The sequence below is a fragment of the Paenarthrobacter sp. NPDC057355 genome (assembly GCF_042667405.1).
GTDB lineage: Bacteria > Actinomycetota > Actinomycetes > Actinomycetales > Micrococcaceae > Arthrobacter.
Genome location: NZ_JBHVAL010000008.1, coordinates 60,537 through 77,378, shown reverse-complemented (window position 1 = coordinate 77,378; position 16,842 = coordinate 60,537). Strand labels below are relative to the sequence as shown.

At 63.8% G+C, this 16,842-nt stretch carries 14 protein-coding genes; 6 read left to right on the top strand and 8 right to left on the bottom strand.

The features are described from left to right. Nucleotides 1-112 precede the first annotated feature (112 nt). The 4 genes from ACFUOZ_RS11300 to ACFUOZ_RS11285 all read left to right on the top strand — a co-directional run bounded on the left by ACFUOZ_RS11300 (nt 113) and on the right by ACFUOZ_RS11285 (nt 4,775). A complete protein-coding gene (locus ACFUOZ_RS11300) occupies nt 113-1,441 on the top strand; it encodes an NtaA/DmoA family FMN-dependent monooxygenase (RefSeq protein WP_377548004.1) in 1,329 nt (442 codons plus the stop codon). Beyond that, nucleotides 1,441-3,003: an aromatic amino acid ammonia-lyase gene (locus tag ACFUOZ_RS11295; RefSeq protein ID WP_377548002.1), complete on the top strand. Its 1,563-nt coding sequence runs from the start codon at nt 1,441-1,443 to the stop codon at nt 3,001-3,003. The genes ACFUOZ_RS11300 and ACFUOZ_RS11295 overlap by 1 nt, the downstream gene beginning before the upstream one ends. Beyond that, entirely contained in the window at nt 3,000-4,052 is a 1,053-nt protein-coding gene (locus ACFUOZ_RS11290; RefSeq protein WP_377548000.1) for a PLP-dependent cysteine synthase family protein, read from the top strand. The genes ACFUOZ_RS11295 and ACFUOZ_RS11290 overlap by 4 nt, the downstream gene beginning before the upstream one ends. Nucleotides 4,053-4,292: 240 nt before the next feature. Beyond that, the gene (locus ACFUOZ_RS11285) at nt 4,293-4,775 is read left to right on the top strand and encodes a carboxymuconolactone decarboxylase family protein (RefSeq protein ID WP_377547998.1); all 483 of its coding nucleotides are present in this window, start codon (nt 4,293-4,295) and stop codon (nt 4,773-4,775) included. Nucleotides 4,776-5,281: 506 nt separating this feature from the next. Here the strand turns inward: ACFUOZ_RS11285 and ACFUOZ_RS11280 are convergent. Further along, a complete protein-coding gene (locus ACFUOZ_RS11280) occupies nt 5,282-6,730 on the bottom strand; it encodes an amino acid permease (protein ID WP_377547996.1) in 1,449 nt (482 codons plus the stop codon). 251 nt (nt 6,731-6,981) lie between these two features. Next, nucleotides 6,982-7,923: an aminodeoxychorismate lyase gene (locus ACFUOZ_RS11275; protein ID WP_377547994.1), complete on the bottom strand. Its 942-nt coding sequence runs from the start codon at nt 7,921-7,923 to the stop codon at nt 6,982-6,984. Nucleotides 7,924-8,009: 86 nt separating this feature from the next. Here ACFUOZ_RS11275 and cls point away from each other — a divergent pair, with 86 nt between their 5' ends. Beyond that, on the top strand, nt 8,010-9,482 hold the full coding sequence (cls, locus tag ACFUOZ_RS11270) for a cardiolipin synthase (protein WP_377547992.1): 1,473 nt from the start codon (nt 8,010-8,012) through the stop codon (nt 9,480-9,482). 58 nt (nt 9,483-9,540) lie between these two features. Here the strand turns inward: cls and pabB are convergent, their stop codons facing one another. The 3 genes from pabB to ACFUOZ_RS11255 form a co-directional block, all read right to left on the bottom strand. Further along, a complete protein-coding gene (gene pabB, locus ACFUOZ_RS11265) occupies nt 9,541-11,595 on the bottom strand; it encodes an aminodeoxychorismate synthase component I (RefSeq protein WP_377547990.1) in 2,055 nt (684 codons plus the stop codon). After that, nucleotides 11,592-12,152: a low molecular weight protein-tyrosine-phosphatase gene (locus ACFUOZ_RS11260; protein WP_377547988.1), complete on the bottom strand. Its 561-nt coding sequence runs from the start codon at nt 12,150-12,152 to the stop codon at nt 11,592-11,594. The genes pabB and ACFUOZ_RS11260 overlap by 4 nt, the downstream gene beginning before the upstream one ends. Nucleotides 12,153-12,256: 104 nt before the next feature. After that, nucleotides 12,257-12,853, bottom strand: coding sequence for a TetR/AcrR family transcriptional regulator (locus ACFUOZ_RS11255; protein ID WP_377547985.1), 597 nt, complete (start codon nt 12,851-12,853; stop codon nt 12,257-12,259). A 99-nt stretch (nt 12,854-12,952) separates the two neighbouring features. On the opposite strand from ACFUOZ_RS11255, the gene ACFUOZ_RS11250 reads away from it, so the two are divergent. Beyond that, nucleotides 12,953-13,288, top strand: coding sequence for a hypothetical protein (locus tag ACFUOZ_RS11250; RefSeq protein ID WP_377547982.1), 336 nt, complete (start codon nt 12,953-12,955; stop codon nt 13,286-13,288). A 76-nt stretch (nt 13,289-13,364) separates the two neighbouring features. On the opposite strand, the gene ACFUOZ_RS11245 is transcribed toward ACFUOZ_RS11250, so the two are convergent. From ACFUOZ_RS11245 to ACFUOZ_RS11235, 3 genes are read right to left on the bottom strand one after another with little or no spacing between them, the layout of a single operon-like run. Further along, nucleotides 13,365-14,306, bottom strand: a complete 942-nt coding sequence (locus ACFUOZ_RS11245) for a ribokinase (RefSeq protein WP_377547979.1) — start codon at nt 14,304-14,306, stop codon at nt 13,365-13,367. Continuing rightward, nucleotides 14,303-15,745: an MFS transporter gene (locus ACFUOZ_RS11240; RefSeq protein WP_377547976.1), complete on the bottom strand. Its 1,443-nt coding sequence runs from the start codon at nt 15,743-15,745 to the stop codon at nt 14,303-14,305. The genes ACFUOZ_RS11245 and ACFUOZ_RS11240 overlap by 4 nt, the downstream gene beginning before the upstream one ends. Beyond that, complete coding sequence (locus ACFUOZ_RS11235; RefSeq protein ID WP_377547974.1) at nt 15,745-16,764, bottom strand: nucleoside hydrolase; 1,020 nt, start codon at nt 16,762-16,764, stop codon at nt 15,745-15,747. Before ACFUOZ_RS11235 ends, ACFUOZ_RS11240 begins: the two co-directional genes overlap by 1 nt. Nucleotides 16,765-16,842: the final 78 nt, after the last annotated feature.

Below are 16,842 nucleotides of genomic sequence, written 5' to 3'. Positions count from 1 at the left end.
CTCGTCATGTTGCGTAACCGGAGGGTGCTGGAGTACGGGCCCAATTAAGACGTCCCGGGAGCATAATTGACGCAGTACGACCCCCTGTAACTTCGTGTGAAAGCAGGTCGCGGTGAACGGACAGAGCAGTTCTACACTCAAGCCCATGCTGCATTTTGGTTGGTTTGTGGGGCACGGATTCGGTGTCCAGGGATGGGGCACGCCGGGGTACAGCCTGGGCTATGACTGGAAGAAACCCGCCCTGTACCAGGAAGCTGTCCGGGCCTTTGAGCAGTCCGGCCTGGACCTGTTCATCATCGAGGACTCCCTGACCGTCCCCGACACCTATGGAGGCACAGCCGAGGTTTCGCTGGCCCATGCTTCGTTTGCGCCGAAGCACGATCCCCTGGCGCTGGTCCCGTACCTGCTCTCTGCCACGGAACACTTGGGAATCGTCCCCACTGTCAGCGCCTCCTTCTACCCGCCCTTCACGGCGGCCCGCCTCCTTGCCACGCTGCAGCACTTCTCAGAGGGGCAGCTCGGGTGGAACGTGGTCACTTCGGGCAGCGATCTCGCTGCGCAGAATTACGGCCTGGACCAGCAGATCGAACACGACCTCCGGTATGAAAAGGCGGAGGAATTCGTCGACGTCGTCAGGCGGCTGTGGCGGAGTTGGGAACCGGGCGCGGTTCTTGAGGATGTGGAAGCCGGCAGGTTTGCCGACCACAGCAAAGTGCATCCCATCAACCACGAAGGAGAATTCTTCAAGGTCCGCGGCCCGCTGAACACAGCGCCGTTGCCCGAGGAGCCTGTCCTGGTGCAAGCCGGTGCTTCGCCACGCGGCAAGGCGTTCGCCGGCGGCCACGCGGACGTGGCGATTGCCCTGGCCCGTGGCGTTGACGGCATGAAGGCCTACCGCGATTCCATCCGCGCCGAGGCCGCGAAAGCCGGGCGGAATCCCGACGACGTGAAGGTACTTTTCGTGTTGAAGCCCACCGTGGTTGGTTCCACCGCGGAGGCGGAGGAGTTGCGGGCCCAGCGCCGGGAGCTGACGCAGCGCGATATCGACAGCCAGCTCAACTCCATCTCCTACCTCTCCGTGATCGATTTCAAGCAGTTCGACCTGGACCAGCCCCTTCCCGAACTCAGTACCAACAGCAACCAAGGCACGCTGGAGCATTTCGCCAAGGCGGCGCCTCCCGGATCCACGTTGCGCGAGATCCTGCAGGCACGCAGCGGCGGTGCGGGTGACTCGATCATCGGCACGGTCGGTGAAATCGCCGACTACCTTGAGGAAACCGGCTCGGCTGTTGGCGGTGACGGGTTTCTGTTCTCCGGTTTCGTGGATCCCGTGACTGTCCACGGGGTCCTGGACAAACTCACGCCTGAACTGCGGCGCCGCGGCCTGTTGAGGACGAGTTACGGCAACGGCGGTTTCCGGCAGAATCTCCTGGATTTCTAGTGGGAACCTTCAGCATCGGAACGGGGACTGTTTCCGCTCTGCTTGTGGCGGAGGCGGCCGCGGATCCGACGTTTCACGTGGAACTCAACCAAGATGCGTTGAATTTGCTCCGGCGTTCCCGGGGAGTCGTGGAAAAGACTGCCGCGTCCGGCCAACGGGTTTACGGGCTGAATACCTTGCTCGGATCCGGTCGGGACACCGACGTGGAGGAGAAGTCGCTGCTGGCTTATCAAGTACAGGTGGTCCGGTATCACAACAGCGGCGTGGGTCCGTACCTTGACCGGACTGCTGCCCGCTCGGTGATCCTCGCCCGCCTCATCGGGTTCAGCCGGGGCGGCTCAGGCGTCCGTCCGGAAACCGCCGCCTTCTATGCTGAACTGCTCAACCGTGGCGTCTTTCCCGCCATCCCCAGCGAAGGTTCGGTGGGCTCGTCCGACCTGACCCAACTGGCCGCCGTCGCCGCTGTTGCCTTGGGCGAGGGCGAAGCGTTCGACGCCTCCGGCCTGCTGGTTCCTGGCGCCAAAGCGCTCGCCGACGCCGGCCTTCAACCCCTCCAACCCGCTGCCGGTGAGGCGCTGGCCTTGGTGAGTGCCAACGCGTTCTCCGTTGGTGCCGGGACCCTTGCTTTGGTGCGGCTGAGGCACCTGACCCGCTTGGCCGACGTCGCGCTTTCACTCTCGCTGGAGACCATCGCAAGGTACGACGGCGGCGGGAACCTGAGTCCCTTTTCGCCGGCCATCCAGGCGGCAAAGGCAGTGGACGGGCAGGGCGACTCGGCGGCCGCTGTCCGCCGGCTTTTGAGCGGTGGATGGCTGGAGGACGTCCGGCCGGAGGTATCGGTGCAGGACGCGTTGTCGTTCCGTGCCGCGCCGCAGACCCATGGTGCGTTCCGGTCTTTGGTGTCGCAACTGCGGTCGGCCCTGGAGGTGGAACTGAATGGCCGGGGCGATAACCCGCTGGTTGATGTGGAGTCCGGTGCGATGGTGTCCGGCGGGAACTTCCAACCGATGCAGCTGGCCTTGTCCTTTGAAGGGCTGCGGCTGGCCTTGGCGCATGTGGGGATTTCCAGCGAACGACGCATTGCCAAGCTGTATCCACCGCAACGGGCCATCCGGGCACGACACCTGGCAGCGGCATCGTCCGAGCCCGGATCTGCGTCGGCTTTGATCCAGGAGGAACTGCCCGGGCTGCTCTGGTACTCGGCGGCTGGGCTCTTGGCCGAGCTCAAGTTCCTGGCAGCCCCGGCGACCCTTGGCGCCCCCACCCTCTCGGCCGACGTCGAGGACCATTCCACCTTGGCGCCACTGGCCCTGCAGCAACTGGAAAAGTCCATTGATGCGGCGGAGAAGCTCTTGGCGATCGAGGCCCTCACTGCTTCCTACCTCCTGCTGGAAGCGGAGGCTGCGCAGCCGCTCGGGAACGGGACGGGGCTGGTGGTGGGCCGGCTGGCCGATGTGCTGGCGGACAGGCCGTCGGCTGCGGAACTGGTGGAGCGGGCACGGACAGTCTTGCGGGAAGCCGCGGACCAGCTGTTCCCCGGGACTGAGGAGGAGACAGCATGAGTACGGGCACCCGCAAACATGGGGCGCACGCCATGCCCGCGGCTCTTGACGGACTCGATGCTTCAGTTTTGGACAAGGTGGGAAATACGCCGTTGGTGAAGTTGGAGGAGCTCAGCCGCGGGCTGGGCAGTGCCATCCACATCAAGCTGGAGTCGGAGAACCCCGGCGGCTCCATCAAGGACCGTACGGCATTGAGTATGGTGCGGGCGGCCGAACGTTCAGGGGAGCTGCAGCCCGGTGCCACGATCGTTGAGAGCACGTCCGGAAACACGGGGATTGGGTTGGCGCTGATAGGGCACCTCACGGGCCACCCGGTTGTGGTGGTCACCGGCGACACCATTTCGCAGGAAAAACTGGCGGCCCTCCACAACTACGGGGCGCGGGTGATCCTGACGGATTGGAACGCGCCGTCCGAGTCCCCGGAAAACGCCCGAGCCGTGGCCGCCCGCATTACGGCAGGGACGCCGGGGGCGTGGCGGCCCATGCAGTTCGACAACCCGGCCAACCCTTTAGCCCATTACGAGACGACCGGGCCGGAAATCTGGGAACAGACCGGTGGTCTGGTGACACACTTTGTGGCCGGGATCGGTACGGGCGGGACCATCAGCGGAAACGGGCGCTACCTGAAGGAACAGGTGGCGGCCGCGCGCCCGGGCGGCCATGTGGAAGTAGTGGGCGCGGACCCTTACGGCTCCGCGTACAGCGGCGGGCACCCCGGTGAGATCCTGGTGGATGGCGTGGGCAACTCCTGGCCGCAGGCTGAATGGCCCAAGATCTTCGACCGCTCCATAGTCGATCGCTTCCTCCGCATTCCCAACGACGAGGTCTACTCCACCGTCCACCGCCTACTTGATGAGGAAGGACTGGCGCTGGGGCCCTCGTCCGGGCTCGCGGTGGCAGCGGCAGTGCGGGTAGCCCGTGCCGCGCCTCACGGTTCGGTGGTGGTGGCCATAGCGCCCGACGCCGGTACGAACTACCTGAGCAAGGCCTTCAACCCCTTGTGGCTGGCTGAGAACGGCATCCGCCTCTCCGCCGACGCTGGCGACTGACGCTCGCTCACGTTCCCACCCCTTGGGGCCGTCGCTCGCTCACGTTCCCACCCCTTGGGGTGGTCGCTCGCTCACGTTCCCTGGGTTTGGGGCGGTCGCTCGCTCACGTTCCCACCCCTTGGGGCCAAGGCTCGCTCACGTTCCCTGGGTTTGGGGCGGTCGCTCGCTCACGTTCCCTGGGTTTGGGGCAGTCGCTCGCTCACTTGGTGGCCCCGCTGCGTGGTGGGTTAAGCTCCAAGCATGCCCGAACAGGAAACGAAGCCCCGGCTCGCCGGTTACCTCGATAAGCAGCAGCCCGACCTTTACGCAACGCTCAGTCACTATTCGCAGCAACTCGTTGACGAGGCCGACCGGCTCGGAATTTCACGCCAGACCCTGGAACTCATCAATTACCTGTGCTCACAGATCAACGGCTGTGCGTTTTGCCTGGACCTGCACCATCGCCGAGCCCTGAAGTACGGGGAAACCGAACAGCGATTGTCCTTGGTAGCGGTGTATGAAGAAGTGCAGCTCTTCGAGCCCGCCGAAGTTGTAGCCATGCAGATTGCCGAGCAGATCACCCGGATGAGCACCTCCCGGCCCAGCCCCGAACTCTTTGCCAAAGCGCGCCAGCACTACAGCGACGAGCAGATCAGTGTCATCTGCATGGCTGCGATCGGCATAAACGCCTTCAACCGCCTGTCGATTCTGAGCGAACACCCGGTCAGGGCGGGCAGGAAGTAGGACTCGAGCTGTCCCGCCTGCGCGCCGCTGCGACCCACTTTGGCCGCGCATCCTGCCTGGCTCGCCGTGGAAGACGGCGTGGCGGGCCCTTTGGAAGATGAAAGTGGGTGATGGCGGCACGGGAAGCTTGGCGTCCTGACCTTCTTTCAAGTCCAATCAGCCTTTGGTCAACCGCAGTACGTTGGCCAAGGGTTGATCTGTGTCCAGAGTGGGTCAGGAAGCCACCGAGACCCTAAGCCGTCGGGAACCCATCGACGGTGAGCCTGCGCTGGCGAGGTGTGGGCCGGCGTCGTACTTTCACCTAAGCCGCGATGCCAAAGCGTGCCGCCACGACCCACTTTGGCTGGTCGCCGTACCCGACACGCCTCCCCAAACGGCGTGGCGCGGCTCGTGCAACCTGAAAGCAGGTGGTGGCGGCACCGAAACTTAAAAACGATCGGCACTCGGTCAACCACGACTGGTTGACTGAGGGCCGATCGGTGTCCAAAGTTCAGGAAGCCACGGAGCTAAGCGTCCAGGGCCCTCTTGAGTGAGCGTCGGCGTCCGTACTTGAAGTAGAAGAACGCGTAGCAGGCGCCCACAAATGGAACTCCGAACAGGAGGGCTGCCACTTGGTTGGGATCGAAGGCAATGCCGATCAAGGACACAACGCACAGTGTGAATGCGAGGATCGGCACCAGCGGAAAGAGCGGTGCCTTGTACGGCAACGTGTTGACGTCGCCCCCGTTCCGCACAAATGTCCGCCGGTAGATGAAGTGTGAAGCCACAATCGACATCCACACGCCCACCGTTGCGAAGCCGGCTACGGAGACCAGCACCAGGTAGACGGTAGCCGGCGCCACGACGCTGCTGATGAGCGAAGCCAGTCCGCCGAGCATGCTCACGCAGAGGGCAACCAGGGGGATACCGCGCTTGGTCAGTTTCTTGAAAACCTGCGGGGCATGGCCTTCGTCGGCCAGTGAAAACAGCATGCGGGCACAGGAGAACAAACCGCAGTTACCGGCAGAAAGCAGCGCGGTAATGATCACGAAGTTCATGATGTCCGCTGCGTAGGGAATGCCAAGCATGGAGAACACGGTGACGAACGGGCTCTCGTCCACGCTGACTTTTTCATACGGGATGGTGGCCGCGATGACCGTGATGGCACCGACGAAGAAGATCATGAGGCGGATCACCGTGGTGCGCATGGCCTTGGGGATGGTGGCGCCGGGGTTGGCGGTTTCGCCCGCCGCTACGCCGATCAGTTCAGAGCCGGAGAAGGCGTAGAACACAGCCAGGCAGGTGACGAAAACTCCGGTGAAGCCGTTCGGGAAGAGCCCGTCAGGGGTGCTGAAGTTCGATCCGAACGACGGATAGTCGCCCGCGGCAAGGGGGTGGAAGCCAGCCAGTGCGGCACCGCCCAGGATGATGAGGCCGACGACGGCGGCGACCTTGATCAGCGCGAACCAGAACTCCGATTCACCAAAGACACGCGATGAAATGGCGTTCAGCGTAAACAGGACCGTGGCGAACACGAAGCACCAGATCCAGACGTCGACGCCGGGGAACCACCGTTGCATCAGGAGTCCTGCTGCCGTGAATTCAGAACCCAGTGCCACGGCCCAGCAGAGCCAGTAAAGCCAGGCGGTGGCAAAGCTCGTGGCCGGTCCAATGGTCCGGGCCGCATAGATGTGGAATGCGCCTGACACGGGGAACGCAACAGCGAGTTCCCCGAGGCAAGCCATGACAAGGTAAACCACGACGGCGCCGATCAGGAATGCGAGCACCGCACCCAGGGGGCCGGCCGTGGCGATGGTGTAGCCGGAACTGACGAAAAGCCCCGAACCGATGACTCCGCCCATGGCGATCATGACCAGGTGCCGGGCCTCCATGGACCGGCGGAGTCCTGATGATGAAGCAGCAGTCTGCGCTTCGGTTGCCGATGCTTCGGCTTTTGTGGGGGAGCTGAGTCCCATGTTCCCTCCGGGAAGTTAGCCAGAAAAGTCTGAAGGTAGTGCCAGCTGGAAGTGATCCAACTAACACGGAAACAAGATTCATCACATGACGAATAACCATTTCAAGGAGGATAAGAAATGGGATTCAACGCACAACAAGCTCATGGCCGAGGCCAAGAGTTCCTTATCATTGAGTCATGCGAGCAATTACTCTACTTGTGACCTGCTAGGTTCCAAGCGGAGCATTTTTGGCAGATGCGCGATGCTGGACCTTACTCGATGCCCGCGAACAATTCGTTCAGTTCGGCTGTAAGCTGCTTTCGGATGGCGGGCGTGCCCACTTCTTTGCCGTTGATGTGGTTCACGGGGGCGATCAAGCGGATGCTCGAAATGAGCCAGACGGCGTCGGCATCGAACAGGTCCTGCGGCTCAAGCGGCCCGTAGCCCAATTCCCAGCCCGCAGCCTTGGCCGCGGCGAACAGGGCACCCTGCGAGGTGCCCGGGAGGATCCCGCTGTCGAGCTGTGGCGTGATGAGGCGACGAACAGTCCTGACGGAACCGTCGCCGTCGTCGACTGTCTCAAGGTGCGCCAGCAGCACAGTGGACGTCGGTCCCTCAAGGACGCGGCCATCGGTCGAGGTGAAGATCGCGTCATCCGCGCCCTGCTTGTGCGCGTAGCGCAGCGCCGCCATGTTGACGGCGTAGGACAGCGTTTTGGCGCCAAGCAACAGCCACGGCGCGCGCTCGCCGGCTTCGGTGTCGAAGCCGCGGTCCAAAAGCACGACGTCGATACCCGTCTCCCGTTGCCGGCGGCTGCCCGCGGGTGAGGGCGACGCCTGTACCCAGCAGGTGGGGCTCGCCGCACCTTCAACACCTCGGGTGACGAGCAGCTTAACCACCACTTCATCCTCCTCGGCCGAGGGTGCCGGGTGGACTTCGCGGAATTCCGTAATGGCTGTGTCGATTGCCTTTCGCCACGCGTCCTGTGACGGCAGGGTCAGGTCCAGCGCTGCCGCGGAACCGGCCAGACGGTTGAGGTGCGCCTGGACCTTCCGGGGGCGGCCCTGCACGGCCAGGAGCGATTCGAACACGCCATCGCCCCGGGTAGCTCCCAAGTCCGTGGCCATAAGTTGCGGTTGGCCGGAGTCGACAATGCGGCCGTTTTCGAAGGCAGGGTCCAGGAAAACGAGGACGGTGGGAGCTGCTGAAGTCATGGTCCCAGCTTAGTGCGGGCCGCTGCTGATGACTTTGCCGGATAGGCTGTGGTCACTGTTGTTCATGAACCGTGGGGGTTTGTCAGGTGCTCTTTCCTTTTCCGTTTGGCCAGGAGTGGACCTGGTTGCTGGGTGCGTGGGCCATCGCGGAAGTCGTCATGCGGATCGTCCTGCTGGGAATCATTCCCGGCAACCGACGTCCCACCACCGCCATGGCCTGGCTGTTGGCTGTGTTCCTCATCCCTTCCGTGGGCTTCGTCCTGTTCCTGCTTTTTGGCAATTTCAAGCTCTCCAAGCGCAGGCGTGAGCAGCAGGAAGAGGTCAACCGCCGTGTTCGTGCAGTGACCTCGGACCTCGCCGATCCGGTGAGCCTCTACTCCGGCCCCGAGTGGGTGAAGTCGGCCGGTGAGCTCAATCACCGGCTTGGCTCCCTTCCCATGGTGGATGGCAACAAGGTGGAACTGATTCCTGGGTATGAGGAATCCATCAAGGCCATGGCCGAGGCGGTCAGGGGCGCCAGATCTTACGTCAACGCCGAGTTCTACATCATGAGCAGCGACTCCGTGACGGACGAACTTCTGACCGAGATGGAGAAAGCGGCTGAACGTGGTGTCACCGTGAGGCTCCTCTTCGACCACATCGGAACGTTGCGGGTCAAGGGCTACCGTCGGCTGATCCGCAGGCTGAAGGCAAGCAAGATCCAGTGGAAACGGATGCTGCCGCTACTGCCAATCCACGGCCAATGGCGGCGTCCGGACCTGAGGAACCACCGCAAGATCATGGTCATTGACGGCCAAGTCGCTTTCACGGGCTCACAGAACCTGATCGAACCTTCCTACAACAATCCCAAGCACCACAAGGTTGGCCGCAAGTGGGTAGAGCTGATGTCCAGGCTTGAAGGGCCGATTGTGCCCACCCTCAACGTGGTGTTCGCGACCGACTGGCTCAGTGAAACTGACGAATCCCTGGAGGACCAGCTGCGTCTTCCGCCCCTCCCGTCTCCGGGACAGGTGACAGCCCAGGTAGTGCCCAGCGGACCCGGGTTCGCCACGGAAAACAACCTTCGCCTTTTCAACACGCTGATCTACTCGGCGCAGCACCGGATCTCCATTTGCAGCCCGTACTTCGTGCCTGATGACTCCCTGCTTTATGCCATCACCACGGCTGCCCAGAGGGGCGTGGATGTGGAGCTGTTCGTCTCGGAGAAGGGCGACCAGTTCCTGGTTCACCACGCCCAGCGCTCCTACTACGAGGCCTTGCTGGATGCGGGTGTGCGTATCTACCTGTACCGTGCGCCATACGTCCTCCACGCCAAGCACTTCACCATTGATGACGAAGTAGCCGTTCTTGGTTCCAGCAATATGGACATGCGCTCCTTCTCCCTGAACATGGAGGTTTCGGTGATGCTGCTGGGCGCCGAAACCGTGAACCTCATGCGGGCCGTGGAGTCCACGTATCGCGAGGTATCCCGTGAGCTTACGTTGGACGACTGGATGGACAGGCCCCCTCTGGCCAAGTATGTGGATAACGTCGCCAGATTGACCGCCACGCTGCAGTAGTTTTTGTACAGCTAATGCGCCTAAAGGGCCTTTATGAGGGCATTAGCTGTACAAAAACTCAGTGGGGGAAGTCGGCGCCAAGGGTGGAGAGCACACCGAAAGCCTTGGTCCGGATCTCCTCGTATTCGTCGTCGGCTACCGAATCAGCCGTAATGGCCCCGCCCACCCCCAGGGAGAGCGTCCGTCCGCCGTCGTCGTCGGGGTTCACCACCAGGGTGCGGATGACGACGGCGAGGTCGGTGGCCGCGTTCAGGGAAAAGTAGCCAATGGCGCCGGAGTAGATGCCCCGTGGCCCTGATTCCAGCTGGTCGAGGATGTCCATGGTGCTGATTTTTGGCGCGCCCGTCATGGACCCGGCCGGAAATGCCGCGGCGACTGCTTCAGCCCGGGGAGCTCCCGGCCGAAGGTGCGCGTCGATAGTGCTCACCATCTGGTGGACAGTGGCGTAGCTTTCGATGGCGCAGAGCCTGCTCACCGTCACTGAGCCAGGAATTGCGAAGTGGCTGAGATCGTTGCGCAGGAGGTCAACGATCATGATGTTCTCGGCGCGGTCCTTCAACGATGTCTCAAGGTCGTGCCGCAACGCTGCGTCCTCGGCCGCGTCGGCTGACCGGCCGCGGGTGCCCTTGATCGGCTCGGCACGCATGCCGCCGTCGGACAGTATCCGCAGGAACCGCTCAGGCGACGTGCTGGCAATCTCCAGTCCGTCGAACCGGAGGTAACTGGCGAACGGGGCTGGGTTCCGGCGTCGCAACGCAAGGTAGCTGCTCCAGGCGTCCAGGTCCCCGGCGGCCGCCTCGAGTGTGGTGGTCAGGCAGATTTCGTAGGAGTTGCCTTCGCTGATCTGGTGCTGGGAGTCGGCGATTTTGCGCTTGTAGTCGGTTGCGGAATCCCGGCTGGCGAACTCGGGAACCGTCGCGCCAAGGGCGCCCGTCGCGCCGGAGCCGCCCAAAGCAGCGGCAGCACCGCCGTCGGAAGCCTGGACGACGGCGGCTCGCGCCTCCCGCAGCCAGTCGCCGGCGTCGGGGGCTTCCAATGCGAGCAGCCATACTGTGTGTTCGCGATGGTCCAGCACCACGGCCCGCCCGGCGAAGATGAGTGCCGCGTCAGGGGTGTCGGAGTTGACGTCGTTGCCGCCGGTTTCACGTTTGAGTTCGTAGCCCAGGTATCCCAGCCAGCCGAGCGTGAACTGGGCGTCGTAGCCCCTGGGTGCGCGGACGGCCCGCCTGCCCCAGACTGAGTCCAGCCATCGGAAGAAGGGGCCGGATGTTGTCACAGTGGCGGACCCCGCGGTCACTTTGGTGGCCCCGGAGCGGTGCAGTACCGACTGGCCGAAAGTTCCGCCGTCGTCGGCCAGGATGCTGAAGCGGCTGCGCGCGGCGGCTTGGGAGCGGCCGGCAACCGCGGCGGCGTTCGAGGAATCGAGCCACACAGCGTTCGTTGAGCGGCCATAGAGGGTTTCGAAGAGCAGCGCTGCGTCCGGTGTTGCTTCCAGGCGCTCGGACCGCAACTGCAAGCCGCGGCGGGCGCTGAGTTCGGGGGAGAGGATGGCCGCCAGCGACGGCAGGTACATCAGGGCCTGCAGGACATCCTCCGGTGCGCTGCCGTCGGCTGGATTCCGGACGTGGATGTCGGCCTCCTCGGTCACCGAGTCCGTGGAGAGCCACTCATCCTCCTGGGCGGCCCAGGAGTCCCAGTACGGTTCGTAGGTGCTTCCGTCGCGCGTCAGGGCACGACGACGGCGATCCTCGCCTGGCGCCTCCACCCACACCACCGCGTCCAGCATGGAACGGGCCGCTTCGGCTCCAGCTCCGACACCCTCGACGATGACGATCTCGGCGGGCAGCGTGACGTTCAGGCCGCCGTCGTAATGCCGTTCCCAATCCCAGCTGACCCATTCGGCCGCCTTGCCCTCGCGAAGCGGCGCCAGGACGGTGCCCACGTAGCGTTCAATGCCCGTGCGCAGCCCGTTCCAGCCGGGATAGATGTCCTCCAGATGGAAAAGCGATACTTTGTGGTGCTGCCGCAACCGGGCCGCCAGTTCCACGGCCAGAGTGGTTTTGCCTGCGCCGGACCTGCCGTCAACAGCGATGATCACAGGTGCAGGGGTCATGTCATAGAGGTTACCTGCTGGTGCTCGTGGCCTGCTTCGATGCCTGCGGAGGCGATGGCGGCTTTGACATGCTCCACGATTCCGGGGATGGCCGATTTGATGAGTGTCCACGTGTTGTCGAAGTCCGTGTGCCCGCCGTACCAGGGGTCTTCGATGCCGAGATCCAGGGTGTTTCGCCCTGCCACCTGGGGGTCGAAGCTCCTGAGCATGCGGACTTTTTCCAGTGATCCGCGGTCAGGGGCGCCTTCCTGGAGCCAGCCGAAGTGGTCTACGTCGAGGGCGAGAATGAGGTCGCGGCCTGCGAACCATTCGTGCCTCCATTCGCGGGCCACGTGGTCCTCGGAGGCGATGTGCTGGGCGGTCAGGACCCGGGCTGCGCGGGCGTCGATGGGGTGGCCGACTTCGTATCCGGTGGTGCCCGCGGAGTCGACCACTACGAGTTCGCCGAGCCCTTCCGCGGCGAAGGCTTCGGTCAGCATGAGCGCGGCCATGGGCGAGCGGCAGATGTTTCCAGTGCAGACCGTGATGATGCGGTATGGGCTCGTCGTTGAGTACATTCAGCAAGCATGGTCGATGTCACCCCCTCTTGGCTAGGGGCAACTTCACAAGTGAGTCACTTTTGGTGTCAAAGTTGTCACAGCGTGGGCGCAGGGCGCCGGCTTCAGGCGGTGGCGGCTTCCGCTGCCAGTGCCGCTGCGGCCAAATGGACAGTTCGTACGACGGCGGCGCGTCGCCTTTGGATGCGGCCGGGGTCATTGCCGGCCATGAGACCATCCAGGGCGGGCAGGACGGGAGCCGAATCGCAGAGGCTGACGATGGTGATGAGGAGATCTCCGGCATCCTCCCTGGAGATGCCGGGCAGGGCTGCGATGGTGCTGTTGACCTTGGAAGCGCAATTGGCCATTCGTTTGGGCAGGCCCACAACGTCGGTGCCGCGCTCCAAACCCTCCCAGAACAGGAGGCGGGGGGCCGTGGCGTCTTTTTGGTGGTGGTCAAAGAGTCGCCCGGCGTAATCGGCCATGGCTTCCGGGCCGGTGCCTTCGATGGGTACCTCGTCCATGAGGGAGCTGAGGGCCGTGACGATAACGGCGTCGAACAGCGCATTCTTGTTGCCGAAGTACTGGTAGATCCGCTCTTTGTTGACCCCGGCCTCGGACGCGATCCTGTCAATGCGGGCGCCCGCCAAACCGCGCGTGCAGAACTCGGTGGTGGCGGCCTCAAGCAGCAGGGCCTTGGTTCGTTCAGTGTCCCATGCCATAGGGTCATATTAGCAGTTTCCAACTAAGTAGTTGTAATTGTTTGCGCGCAGGGTTATGGTGATCTCACATCAATTACAACTATCTGGTTGGAGAATCTGATGACGACCCCCGTCGCCGCCGAAACAACTGCCCCCGAAGCCCCGGCTGTCGCGCCCAACTCAAGCGCCGCCGTCGTCCGGCCCCAGGGACCCTCGGTGCACATGCGTGCACTCATCACTTGGATCGCGATCTTCCCGCTGGTCTCGGTGGGCATGCTGTTGCTTGGCCCGCTCATGGAGCCTTTGCACCCGGTCCTGCGCGCCCTGGTGTTGACCGCCTTCGTGGTTCCCACAGCTGTGTACGTTGTGGTGCCCCGCCTCATGGCGGGACACGGTGCCCTGAGCCGCCGGGCGACCGAGCGCTCCGCCCAACGCGCCGCCCGCAAGTCCGCTTAACCCAAGTAGGTAACAGCACATGTTCCACTGACGTCTCAATAGGACGTGTGCTGTTACCCAGTTGGGTACACGGGGGTTAGGAGGCGCGGGCGGCTTCGACTTCCCCGAGGGTTGCGTAGGCGGCCTGGGTGCCCTTCTTCGTCGCAGCCAACGCGGCGGCCACTGAAGCAAACGACGCCGCATCAACGAGCGAATCACCGGCAGCCAAGCGCGCGGCCACGGCACCGGTGAACGCATCGCCGGCACCCGTGGTGTCGACGGCGGCCACCCGCGTTGGAGCGATCCGTGCCAGTTGCTCTCCGTCAGCCAGGGAATCCAGCACCACGGACCCCTGCGAACCGAGCGTCACGAGGACGCGCTGCAGTCCACGGTCGGCGAACTGGCTGCGGACGGGCTCCCAGGCGTCGGCGTTCGCCTCGGCGGAAGGGATAAAAGCCTCCGAGCCAAGGAACAGGGCCGCCTCGTGCGCGTTGACCAGCAGCACGTCGCTCAAGCCTGCCAACAACTCCGGAACCTCCGCGTACGGCGAGAGGTTCAGCAGGACTGTTGCCCCGGCGTCGTGCCCTGCCTGGGCGGCGGCCACCACGGTATCGATGCCCACCTCCAGGCACAGGCAGACCACGGCGGCATCGCGGAAGGCAGCGAAGTCGACGTCGGCCGGGGCCAGCGTGCCGTTGGCGCCGGCGGAGATGATGATGCTGTTCTCTCCGTTGGCATCCACGGAAATGACAGCTACTCCGGTCGCAACGTCCGAGCGCCGGACGCGGGAAACATCAACGCCGGCACCTGCAGTGGACTCAAGGAGCATGGTCCCGTTGGGGTCGTTGCCGACAGCGCCGATCAGCGTCACGTTGCCGCCAAGCTTGCTGGCCGCAACGGCCTGGTTGGCGCTCTTGCCGCCGGGATTAACGGCGAAACCGTTGCCGTGTACGGTCTCGCCGGGCTGGGGGAGCCGCTCGGTATAAATGGTCAGGTCCGCGTTCAGCGAGCCAACGACGACGATTCCGGACTTGCTCACGCCGCCACCTCCTGGTCTTCGTGCACCTCGGCGTCAACCGGCTTGGGGATCAGCAGTGAGGCCGCGAAGGCAGCGAACGTAATGGCAAAACCAACGACGACGACGGTCAGGTAGGACGCCTTCGCGTCACCGAGCGCTGAGGTGGCCACCAGGACGGCCGGAAGGACGAGGAAGCTCAGTCCCGCACCCAGGTTGAAGGCGCCGGCGTTCATGCCGGGGAGGAAACCGGGGTTGCCCTTGGGCGAGAGGACCACGCCGAGTCCGTTCAGCATGATGTTGACGGTACCGGCGTACATGATACCCAGCAAGGCCGTTCCCACGATCATCATGGGCAGGCTGCTGAGGCCGAAAAGCGCAATGATCGCCAGGGCTACGAGGCTGCCGACCAGGCCGATGCGTAGCACCTTGGTGTAGCCCAGCACTGGAGCGAGCCGGCCGCTGATCGGTCCGAAGACCCAGCCGAGGAGCGCGTACGGGGTCAGGATCATGAGCGACATTTCCGTGGGCCCGACGCCAAAACCGGGATCGGCGGCCTGGACGAACGCGGGGACGATGCCGTTGATCACCGCGAAGATACCGGTCATGGTAAGCGTCGTGGTCAGCAGGGGAGCCCACGTGGAACGTTGGCGCAGGTGGACGGTTTCCACCATCGGCTGCTTGGCGCGCTTCTCGACGGTCCAAAACGCAAGGAACGCGACGACGGCAATTACAGTGAGGCCGACGGCGAGGGCCAGCGTGCCGCCGTCGAATGCCGACGCGAGCTTGGAGCCTTCGTTCAGCGCGGTCAGCAGCGCGCCGACGGCGATGACGATGAAGAATACGCCCAACCAGTCCATAGTGGTGCCTGCGGCCGGCTTGCTTTCGCTGGCCAGGAAGGCGATCAAAGCGGTGGCAACGACGGCCAGGGCAACCATCAGCCAGAAGATGCTGCGGAAGCCGAAGTTCTCCGCGAAGTAGCCGCCCACGAAGGAGTCGACGCCGGCCACGCCACCATTGACGGCCGTTATGAGGCCCATGAGCGCGCCGTACTTTCGCGGGTTGCTCACGGCGGAGCGGAGCATGATGAGGCAGAGCGGAACCGTCGGACCGCTCACGCCCTGGATGATGCGGCCTACGAACAGCCAGGTGACGTCCGGTGCCAAAGCGGCGATGACCGAACCGACGGCCATGAGGACCATCATGCCGAGGAGGATCTTCTTGCGGCCTACGATGTCGCTGAGGCGGGGAAGGAACAGGGAGAACAGCGCTGCGGCCGTGAAGAACCAGGTCTGCGAGAGGCCGATGGTGGCCTGGTCGGTCTGCAGTTCGTTGCCCATGGTCACCAGGGCCGGGCTGAGCATGGAGGCATTGAGCTGGAAGGCCACGCAGGCTGCCAGCAGGGCGACCATGAGGGCTGTGACGTTGCTGCGGGTGGACTTGGTTTCAGCGAGGGTGGACATTACTTCGCCTCTCCTGCCAGAACCGCTTCGGCGAGCTGCGCGCCAGAGGGAGTGCCGCCGTCGTGCATTGGTTCTCCAATCCGCTCGATCGCGTCGGTGACCAGATCCCAGAACTTTTTGTGGTCCAGGTCAACGGCAACGGACGTGTGGCAGTCCTCCGGGGCGGGTGCGCGGAAGTCGGCCACCGTCATGCCGAGCGTGAGCTTGCCCTGCAGTTCGATGTCCACGGGGACCTTGCGCGTGGTCATGACCGTGGAGTCGATGACGTAGGCGACGGCGCAGGGATCGTGCACGGGCGGGAAGTCGAAGCCCTGGGCGTCCTTGTAGGTCTTCTTGAAGAACTCCATGAGCTCCAGAACGAACTTGGCGGGCTTGGTGCCGATCTCGGCGATGCGCTCCACCACATCATCCGTGGCCAGCGCTTGGTGCGTGAGGTCCAAGCCCACCATGACAACCGGCCACTTCTCGTTAAACACGATGTGTGCGGCCTCGGGGTCGATGATGATGTTGAACTCCGCAACCGCGCTCCAGTTGCCCACGTGGTAGCCGCCGCCCATGAGGACAACTTCTTTGACGCGCTCCACGATGCGTGGCTCCTTGCGGGCAGCCATCGCGATGTTGGTCAGGCCCGCGGTGGGGACCAGGGTGACCGTGCCCGGCTCATGCGCCATGACGGTTTCGATGATGAGGTCGACGGCGTGGCGCGGGTCGAGTTCGATCGCGGACTCGGGCTGCTCGGGGCCGTCCATGCCGGAGTCACCATGGATGCTGGGGGCGGTTTCGATGGTGCGGACCAGCGGGCGGTCGCAGCCTGCGGCGAAGGGGACGCCGGTGATGCCGGCAATGGTTGCCACGGACAGTGCGTTGCGGGTGACTTTTTCGAGGGTCTGGTTGCCAACCACGGTGGTCACGGCGAGCAGCTCGATGTCCGGGTTTCCGTGCGCCAACAGCAATGCCACTGCGTCGTCATGGCCAGGATCGCAATCAAGAATGATCTTTTTGCGGGGGTTGGTTTCCACGTTTCTCTCCACGTCATTGGGGCCTGCCACGAACTTGCCCGGGGCAGGGCGATAAGCATTCAGGGTGATTTTGGCACT